The following is an 8,954-nucleotide window of genomic DNA, read 5'->3' as shown; positions in this document are numbered from 1 at the left end:
GCAGATCCTCAACATTGCGGAGAGACAGCGGGAACCGAATGTACAACATCACCGCCAGGCGAATGATTTCCGGGCTGCTTTGAAAGCCCTTGAAAGGGTTAGGTTTGGTCATGTTCAGACGCTACGAGGCCGCCCTGCCCGTCTCAACTGGAATCTTTCTGACAAGACCATTGGGTTTGGTCATCCCAAGAAGTTACGGAACCACCCCGCCTGCCTCAAGCCGGTTTCCTCTGACAATGCCGTATTTGATCCTAAGCAAGGCGGCTTTTTAACAAATCCCCGGATTTCTGAAGGATTGGATGGCCCACCATTGAAAACGCGGTGTTGACCTGCTTCAGCGCCCGGAGTGTTTCCTGGTGAATATTGCTGGTCTCGATACTTTCGACGAGCCCTTCGCGCAAACGACCGATATGGCTGCGCTGCAATTTTTGCTCGACTTTACGCACCTTTTCCTTGGCCGCGACCAACTCTCGTGCCTCGGCCGGGTTCTGGTTCATCATTACATTCAGGGCAAGCTGAACGTTGCTTTGAACACGGTCTGAAAAATCACGGATTTCTTCACGTCCCTGTGGAGAGAATTGCAGTTTTTGCATATCCAGACGTCTGGCCAACTCAAGCATGATCCGAGCGATGGCATCGGACGCAGAGTCGAGGTTGGATGAAATCGAGGCAAGCTCCATTGAACGTCTGCTCAATTCCTCATCCATCCCCTTTTGGCCAAGGTGGGCAAGGTAGAGTTTGATATCCAGATGCGTCTGTTTGATGGCCTTGTCCTGGTCCGCGACCATGTTGGCGGTGGCCGCGCTCCACTGATCATAAAGAGGTTCAACCGCGTGGAGCATCTGTTCGATCTTTTGCCCCATCCCAAGCAGTTCGCGCGCAGCACAGTCTATCGCACGTTGCGGGCGGTCCAACAGTGCCGGGTCAAGCGCGCTGGAAATCGTCATGGCGCCGTTGGGGTTGGGTTTATCAACCATGAAATAAGACAGCACTGCTGTAACCGGCCCTACAAACGGAAGCGCAAGCACGGCCAGAACCACGTTAAAGGCAAGATGCAGATTTATAGCTTGCCGGGCTGGCGTTGCGCCAAGCTGGCTCATGAGGTCCGGCATTGCAGCGATCAGGAAGGCCGCAAGCGCGGCACCGCCCCCCCGCAGGATCAGATTGGCCATTATCATCTGTCGCGACGCCAATGGTGCCGAATAGGTCAGAAGAAATGCAATGAATCCTCCACCCAAATTGGCCCCAAGGATCATTGCGGCAGCGGCCGGCACCGGCAGGATGGACTGGCCGGCCAATGTTACAAACAACAGCACGGCGGCAACGCTTGAATGCACGCCCCACGCAAAGACTGCACCAATGACGAAAGCAGTCAAAAGGTCCCGGCCAAGGTATGCCATGACAGCCTGTGTGCCGGGGTTCGATATCATTGGTTCTGTCGCGCCACGGATCATGTCCAGCGACACAAAGATCAGCGCAAGCCCGATCATGATCCGCCCGACCTGCCGCGTGTTGCTGCCTTCTCCGCGCAAAAACACGGTCACCCCGACGACAAGCAACAGCGGGATCAGAATAGGTTGTCGCACGACCAAAAGCTGCGTCACGACGGCGGACCCTACATCTGCACCCAGCAAGATTGCCAACCCGGTCGCAGTCGCCAGCCCCCCCTTGGACACGAAATTGGACACCAGAACAGCGACGGCAGTGGCGCTTTGCAACAGAACGGCCGCGCCCATTCCTGTTGCCGCCGCAAGAAATCTATTCCGCGCTGAATGTCGCAGCCAAATGCGCATCGGCGCTGCAAATCCGCGCTCGACCCCAGTTCGCACCAACCGAACGGCCCAGATCAACAGGGCCGCTGCACCTCCGATGTGTATCAGAATCTGGAGTACATGTGGTTCGCTCACCAGTATTACTTTCTATCAATTGGCCGGATCAGAAGGGAAAGGGCCCCGTTCCAGCAACCGGCCCAATGCGAATAGACTGGAACCCGCTGTCCCACCGATGCAGCAAACACCCATCTTCCTGCGTCATATAGCCCACAGGTGCATCCGGACGGCGATCATGGGCAAAAGTACTGCATGGTGACGGCGCAGACAGTGCAATATGGCCGGCAAAATCGCTAACAATTATACTGTGGATATGGCCACAGGCCAACCGCAGTGCACCTCTATAATCTGTCAAAACTTCACCAAGGGCATCCCTGTTAGTTAGTCCGATGTCGTCCATGAACCGGATTCCACACGTAAAAGGTGGATGATGCAGCGCCAGAAGCACAGGCCCGCCGTCTGCTTTTGCCAATGCACTTTGCAGGAAAGCAAGAGTATCAGGCGACAAGGTGCCTCCACCCTGCCCTTCGACCAGGGTATCTAGGCCAATCAGCTGGAGGTTACCAATCTGTCGGGACCAGTCGAGTGCACCAGCTTCCGGCAAGCTTTTGGGAAAGGCAGCCCGCATCGTATCTCGTTTGTCGTGGTTGCCAGGGACGACACATAACGGCAGGCCCAATGGTGCGATCAGTGATTTGAACCGAGTGTAGCTTTCGGCAGAGCCGTCATCGCTCAGGTCGCCGCTGACAAGCAGAGCATCAATGGGGCCAATCTGATCAAGGATACCGCCGATCCGCTCAACAAGTCGCGCCAGCGCATCCGAGGTATCCAGCCTACCCGACACCAATACGCCCTCGGGCACAATGTGGGTGTCCGAGATTTGCAGGATCGCCGTCATTTGATCCCTGCGCGCAGGAAGGCCTGCACAAATTGACGTTGGAAGATCAGGAAAGCGATCAGCAAAGGTGCAACGGACATCAGGGTTGCAGCAGAGATGATACTAATATCAACGCCATTCTCCGGTGCTCCGAAGATCGATAAACCAACGGTTAGGGGCCGCGTCTCGGGCGAATTAGTCACGATCAATGGCCACAGGAAATTGTTCCAGTGGGTCGAGACAGACACCAGTGCGTAGGCCAGATAGGTGGGCTTCGCCAAAGGCACATAGACCCGCCACAAGATACCCAAGAGCCCGCAGCCCTCTATCCGGGCCGCCTCATGCAACTCGATGGGAACGCCTTTGAATGCTTGGCGCATGAGGAAAATACCGAATGCGCTGGCCATGTAGGGCATACCGACACCAAGGATCGTATCGAACAGCCCAAGCCGAGAAATCATGGCGTAGTTTTCTACAATCAGAACTTCGGGCAGGATGAAAAGCTGCATCAGCACCAGAATGAACACAAAATCTTTGCCCGGGAACTGCAATTGCGCAAACGCAAACCCTGCAAGCGTCGTCAGAAAGAATTGCCCAATCAGGATCACAGTGACAAGCAGGAAGGTATTGATGAAATACTTCAGCCATGGGGCACCCGACCAAGCCACCCGAAAATTCTCAAGCGTCCAGGGCGAAAAGAGGTTCAGGTTAACTGCATCCGAAGTCGAGTGTGTGGCCGCCCAGAAGGCGAACAACAGGGGTGCTATCCAGATAATCGCCAGCAGGATCGCGCCAAAGCTGTCCATGAATTTGGTCAGGCTCTTCATTGGTAATGCGTCCTTTTATCAAGATAGAAGAACTGCACCGCCGCCACGATCCCCAGCACTGCAATGACCATGATCGTCATGGCTGCTGCGCTTGGGGCATCGAAGAAGGCAAAAGCCATCTCCCAGATATAGTAGAGGATCAGTTTGGAAGCGTCCGACGGACCGCCCTTGGTCAGGATAAAGAGGTGGTCGATCAACTTGACTGAGTTAATCATCGCATTCACCGCGATGAACAGCGTCGTAGGCATCAACAGCGGCAAAACAATGCGCCGCGTATAGGTCCAGCGACTGGCCCCTTCGATATCGGCGGCTTCTTTCAAATCCTCCGGGATTGTTTGCAAGGCGGCAAGATAGAAGATCATGAAGAACCCTGCTTCCTTCCAGATCGTCACAATGATGATAGCCCAGAGCGCCGTTTCAGGCTGGCCCAGCCAGTTGACCGAGGGCAATCCAAAGAGGCTGCCAATCTGGTCTAGAACACCGAGGCCGGGGGTGTAAAAGAACAGCCAAAGGTTCGCAGCGGCGATCATCGGCAGAACGGTTGGCGTAAAATATGCGGTTCGCACAAATCCGCGCGCGCGGATTTTGCCATTTGCCCAAAGTGCCATCGATAGGGCAATGAAGATCGACACTGGTATCGTGACGCCTGCATAAAGAAGGTTGTTCTTGACCACGAGCCAGAAGGTCGGATCAGCAAAGAGTTCGGCGTAATTTTCGGTGCCTACGAACTCTGTGGGTTTGCGGCGGGTACCGCGCGAAAACATGCTCGACCACAGGGTCGCGATAGACGGATAGAACGCAAATAGTGTCAGCAGCACAGCCGCGGGCGAAAGCAGCAGCCAGCCATAAATGGCCTGCCTACGGCGTTCTAGGTTGGCATGGGCAGGCATGGCGCATCTCCGGGAAACTGCAAAGATTGGGCCGACACGCAATGCGCACCGGCCCAAAGTTGACGTTACTGATAGTCTTTAAGCAGGCGCTCCGCAGCGGCCTGCGCTTCGGCGAGGGCCTCAGCCGGCTCTTTCGCTCCTGTCAACGCAGATTGGATCGCGTTGTTCAGACCGTCCCGCACCCGGGCGGTCTCGAAGGTCGAAAATTCGGCCACGGCGTTTTCCAGTTGGTTGCGTGCAACAAGCGCCGGCGGGAATTCAGCGGTGTAAGCCTTGAGCGCTTCGGTCTCATAAGCTGCCGACGACACACCCATGTAGCCAGTTCCAATTGACCAGGCTGCGGCCTGCTCGGGCGACGTCATGAACTGCATCAGCTTTAGGGCTGCGGCACGTTCTTCGTCCGTTGTTTCCTTGAACAGATAGAAGTTGCCGCCACCCGTGGGCGAACCCTTGCGCACATTGGCCGGGAGTTCTGCGACACCAAAGTCAAAGCTTGCACCATTCTTCACCGCGGTCAGGTTTCCGGTCGAATGCCACATCATCGCGGTCTGGCCCTCAAGAAACGCCTGACGCAATGTGCCCCATTCGACGGTGCCCGTCGGCATGATGCCGTGCTCTGTCGAGAGTGATTTCCAGAACTCCAGCGTTTCCACGACGGTTGGGTCATCGAAGTAGGTCGTCAGGCCATCGCCGGACATCACTTCCTTGCCGTTTTGGATCGCGAGCGCCTGGAACATCCAGTAGGGATAGCCGGTGGATGGGATCATCACACCGTAAGTGTCGCCCTCGGTCAGGGCCTTGCCCATCTCGATCATCTCATCCCACGTTGTTGGAGGCGCTTCGGGGTCAAGGCCAGCAGCTCGGAACATGTCTTTGTTGTAGTAAGCCACGATGGTCGAGCGCTGGAACGGGATGCCCCATGTCTGCCCCTCGATTTTGCCATTTGCCATCAGCGCCGGGTAAAAGCTTTGCAGCCATTCCTTATCTGCGTCAGTGGACGCAACTTCCTCAAACGGAAGGATCAGGTCTTGCTCGATCAGGTCATAGGCGTCGATCGAAAACATAACAGCCAGTTGTGCTGGCTCGCCTGATGCCAGCGCCGACAAAGCGCGCACGCGGGTGTCATCGTAGTTGCCCGAATAGATTGCATTAACTTTAATGTCCGGGTTTGCCGCCTCAAAGTCGGCGACGATGCCATCCACCACTTCGGTCAACGCACCACCAACCGCAATTGGATAGTACATCGTCAATTCAGTCTCGGCTGTTGCCGGTATTGCCAGACCAGCGGCCATTGCGGTTGCAAGCCCCAGTCCTGTTGTCGAAAATAGTTTCATTACTCTCTCCCTTGGTTTTCAGTCGTCATTTTCTTGGCCGGACAGGGGTCACCCCGCCAGCCTTTGGCCGTTCACGTCAAACACGTGCAGATTTTCGTCGTTAAATGTGATGTCGATCTCGTTGCCCTCGGCCATCATCGCCAGCCCGGGCTTCAGCACGCACAACCCGGTTGCACCTGCGTGATCAAGCCCGATCAGAGTTTCCGCGCCCAGAAATTCGCTTTCGGTGACGGTGCAGCGCATGCGCCCATCACCCTTGGGGACGATTTGAATGTTTTCGGCCCTGATGCCGATTGTTTTACCTTCGCCAAACCCATCGAGAACGTCCGCCTCAAGCAGTGCCATGGGCGGCGCCCCTACGAACTCGGCGACAAAGGTGTTGTTGGGTCTGCTGTAAAGATCTTCAGGTGCGCCGACCTGCTGGATGTGTCCGTCTTTCATCAGCACGACAGTATCGGCCATGCTCATGGCCTCGGTCTGGTCATGGGTGACATATACGACCGTAATGCCAAGATCGCGTTGGAGTTTCTTGATGTCCTTGCGCACAGCGTTGCGCAGTTTTGCATCAAGGTTCGACAGCGGCTCGTCCATCAGGCACAAGCGCTGCCCGGCGACGATGGCGCGAGCCAATGCAACGCGCTGACGCTGTCCTCCCGACAATTCTCCCGGTTTGCGATCTTCCAACCCGAGCAGTCCTGTTATCTCCAAGGCGCGATGAAGCTTCTCCATGCGCTCTTTCTTCGGGACACGCCGGACTTTCAAACCGAACACAACATTTTCCGCCACGGAAAGATGAGGGAACAACGCATAGGACTGAAAAACCATCGAAAGGTTTCGATCGGACGCCGCACTGGTCGTCACGTCCTTGGTGTCAATCAGAATCTTGCCCTCGTCCGGCAATTCCAGCCCCGCCAAGAGACGCAGTGTCGTCGACTTTCCGCATCCCGACGGCCCAAGCAGCGCAGTAAAGCTGCCCTCAGGAATATCGAGGGTAATTCCTTCGACGCCCAACTGGCCGTTCCAACGCTTTGCCACACCGTCGAGCTTTACAAATGGAGATGATTTCACGTCTTTTGCCCTTCAGCCACGATCAGCTTGTCTTCAATTCTGTCTAACAAAGGAGCGAATTGTTCGCCCGGCTGCCGGTCAATGATGACCCTGTCCAAGTCTGCTACATTGCCGCCCAACGCAGGCGCTTGCCGCCCGAATTTTGAACAGTCGACCACCAGGAACGACTGTCGCGCATTTTCACAAATCTTTTGTGTCGCGCGCACCTCGGTGGTGTGGAATTCCAGCAGACCACCATCGTCAGCAACGCCAGCGGACCCAAAAACAGCATACTCAGCCCGAAAACGCCCAAAGAATTCAAGAACATCGTTTCCCAGTATGTCACGGTCCGGCAATCGCACTTCGCCTCCGGGTAAGATGATCCGGTTTGATACCTCCTCACTCAGTGCCATCGCGGCACTGAGATTGTTGGTGATAACCGTCAAACCTTTGTGGCGCCGCATCGCCTGCGCCACGCTAAGCGGTGTCGAGCCAATCGAGATAAACAACGTGGCACCATCTGGAATTAGATTGGCTGTGACCTCTCCTATCGCGCGCTTACCCAACAGATTCGTGCCAGCTCGTTGGTCAAATGGCGTGTTCAGAAACTCTTCGCTGAGCTCGATCCGGCCATGAACACGGTGAAGCATGTCACTTTCACATAGTGTATCCACATCCCTACGGATCGTTTGCATTGAAACGTCAAAGCGTTCCGCCAAAGAGCCAACGGTGACTGCTCCCTGCTCCAAAACCAAAGCCGAGATTGCTTCGCGCCGCCTTTGCTTCTTGGATGACATTCAACTCCCCCGGTAATGAGCCTGCCGCAACGTTAGCGATCAAAAAGCAACAAAACAACATTTTAATCCCCCTGCATCACCAGTAAGCATGATCCCTTGGCCAATTTATTGACTTATTTGAGAAATTCATGAGCTCGTCGCAAAATTTTTTGTTGTTTTGTTGTTTTGGGTTTCTCTGTAAGCATTTTTCCCTAAAGTGAGGACAAGCACCTGACCTGAAACCGGGAAAAATAGCATGCTGACAACTAAGTCGATTTTTGACCGCTATCAGGAAGTCCGCGCTCGCTTTCCAGAGGTCGAACCGCGCGACAGATCAGTCGAAATACAGTCATTGCTTGAGATTGCGGACCAAGTGGATGCGTTCGTTTTCGATGCCTTTGGCGTGCTGAATGTCGGTGAAACGATGATCCCTGGTGCGGACAAAAGGTTGGACCAACTGCGCGAAAAGGGCTGTGAAATCCGCATTCTTACCAACGCCGCCAGTTATGATCGTGATGGTGCCATTTCCAAGTTTAAACGCTTAGGATTGCGGATCAAAGACGAGGAAATCATCACCAGTCGGGAAGCGACCCTGCAAAAGCTGAGCGAGGGGCATTGGGGTGTAATTGCGGCTGACACCGATCAATTAACCGACCTTCCGGTGCCGGTGACACGCCTTAGGGACAACTCGGCAGACTATCACCAAGTCGACCAGTTTCTGTTTCTGTCTACAGCTGACTGGACCGGTTCGCGGCAGGATTTGTTAGAAGCAGCCATGCGGGAACGCCCAAGAACATTGCTGGTCGGAAACGCGGATCTGGCCGCCCCGCGCGATGATGGGTTTTCCGTTGAACCCGGGCATTACGGCCATAAGGTTGCCGACCTGTTCCCCGACCACGTCCAATTCTTTGGAAAGCCCTTTCCAGAAGTCTACGACCTGATCGAGGCATCTCTCCCGACGTTGATACCGAGTCGCATAGCAATGTGCGGTGATACGCTTCACACTGATATATTGGGCGCAGCGGCACGCGGTTGGCGCACCGTGCTTGTCACCCAAGATGGCCTATTTTCAGGCTTCGACACACAACCATTCTCCCAGCAGGCTGGCCTCTTTGCTGATTGGCGAGTCAGACGAATCTGAACAACTTCGCATTTCTACGTTTTGCCGGGGGTCTATTGCTGGCGAGCAAGCGAGAAACTTGCCGACCGGGCGGGTTATATTAACGCAAAATTGGTGCTGTCAGACGGATTCGAACTAGTCTCAGTTTGCCGCCAAGGGCTTGAACTTATCCGGAACAAAGTTGCCGCCACTCGATGAGAGCGGCGCTTCGGTTCAGCTTGAAGTTTTGTCGTGAGTAGAGGTGGCGTTCCTGA

Annotated in this window: 8 protein-coding genes and 1 pseudogene; 1 reads left to right on the top strand and 8 read right to left on the bottom strand. The window is 55.0% G+C overall.

Features of this window, described 5'->3' with window-relative positions; genetic code table 11:
• The 8 genes and pseudogenes from ABJD00_RS13505 to ABJD00_RS13470 form a co-directional block, all read right to left on the bottom strand.
• A pseudogene (locus ABJD00_RS13505) lies at positions 1 to 112 on the bottom strand (IS6 family transposase); the annotation flags it as partial.
• Between the two features lie 139 nt (positions 113 to 251).
• Complete coding sequence (locus ABJD00_RS13500) at positions 252 to 1,907, bottom strand: Na/Pi cotransporter family protein (protein ID WP_413849402.1); 1,656 nt, start codon at positions 1,905 to 1,907, stop codon at positions 252 to 254.
• Positions 1,908 to 1,935: 28 nt separating this feature from the next.
• A complete protein-coding gene (locus tag ABJD00_RS13495) occupies positions 1,936 to 2,727 on the bottom strand; it encodes a phosphodiesterase (protein WP_413849400.1) in 792 nt (263 codons plus the stop codon).
• Positions 2,724 to 3,533: a carbohydrate ABC transporter permease gene (locus ABJD00_RS13490; protein WP_108839282.1), complete on the bottom strand. Its 810-nt coding sequence runs from the start codon at positions 3,531 to 3,533 to the stop codon at positions 2,724 to 2,726. The genes ABJD00_RS13495 and ABJD00_RS13490 overlap by 4 nt, the downstream gene beginning before the upstream one ends.
• Entirely contained in the window at positions 3,530 to 4,423 is an 894-nt protein-coding gene (locus ABJD00_RS13485; RefSeq protein WP_413849397.1) for a carbohydrate ABC transporter permease, read from the bottom strand. The genes ABJD00_RS13490 and ABJD00_RS13485 overlap by 4 nt, the downstream gene beginning before the upstream one ends.
• A gap of 65 nt (positions 4,424 to 4,488) precedes the next feature.
• The gene (locus tag ABJD00_RS13480; protein ID WP_413849395.1) at positions 4,489 to 5,757 is read right to left on the bottom strand and encodes an ABC transporter substrate-binding protein; all 1,269 of its coding nucleotides are present in this window, start codon (positions 5,755 to 5,757) and stop codon (positions 4,489 to 4,491) included.
• 48 nt (positions 5,758 to 5,805) lie between these two features.
• Positions 5,806 to 6,825: an ABC transporter ATP-binding protein gene (locus tag ABJD00_RS13475; RefSeq protein WP_413849393.1), complete on the bottom strand. Its 1,020-nt coding sequence runs from the start codon at positions 6,823 to 6,825 to the stop codon at positions 5,806 to 5,808.
• The gene (locus tag ABJD00_RS13470; protein WP_413849391.1) at positions 6,822 to 7,601 is read right to left on the bottom strand and encodes a DeoR/GlpR family DNA-binding transcription regulator; all 780 of its coding nucleotides are present in this window, start codon (positions 7,599 to 7,601) and stop codon (positions 6,822 to 6,824) included. The genes ABJD00_RS13475 and ABJD00_RS13470 overlap by 4 nt, the downstream gene beginning before the upstream one ends.
• Before the next feature lie 235 nt (positions 7,602 to 7,836).
• On the opposite strand from ABJD00_RS13470, the gene ABJD00_RS13465 reads away from it, so the two are divergent.
• On the top strand, positions 7,837 to 8,721 hold the full coding sequence (locus ABJD00_RS13465; protein WP_413849389.1) for an HAD-IIA family hydrolase: 885 nt from the start codon (positions 7,837 to 7,839) through the stop codon (positions 8,719 to 8,721).
• The last annotated feature ends 233 nt before the right edge of the window (positions 8,722 to 8,954 follow it).

The sequence above is a fragment of the Tateyamaria sp. genome, from assembly GCF_039945315.1.
Classification (GTDB): Bacteria; Pseudomonadota; Alphaproteobacteria; order Rhodobacterales; family Rhodobacteraceae; genus Tateyamaria.
The sequence above is the reverse complement of the archived record's forward strand: the minus strand, read 5'-3'. Positions and strand labels throughout refer to the sequence as shown.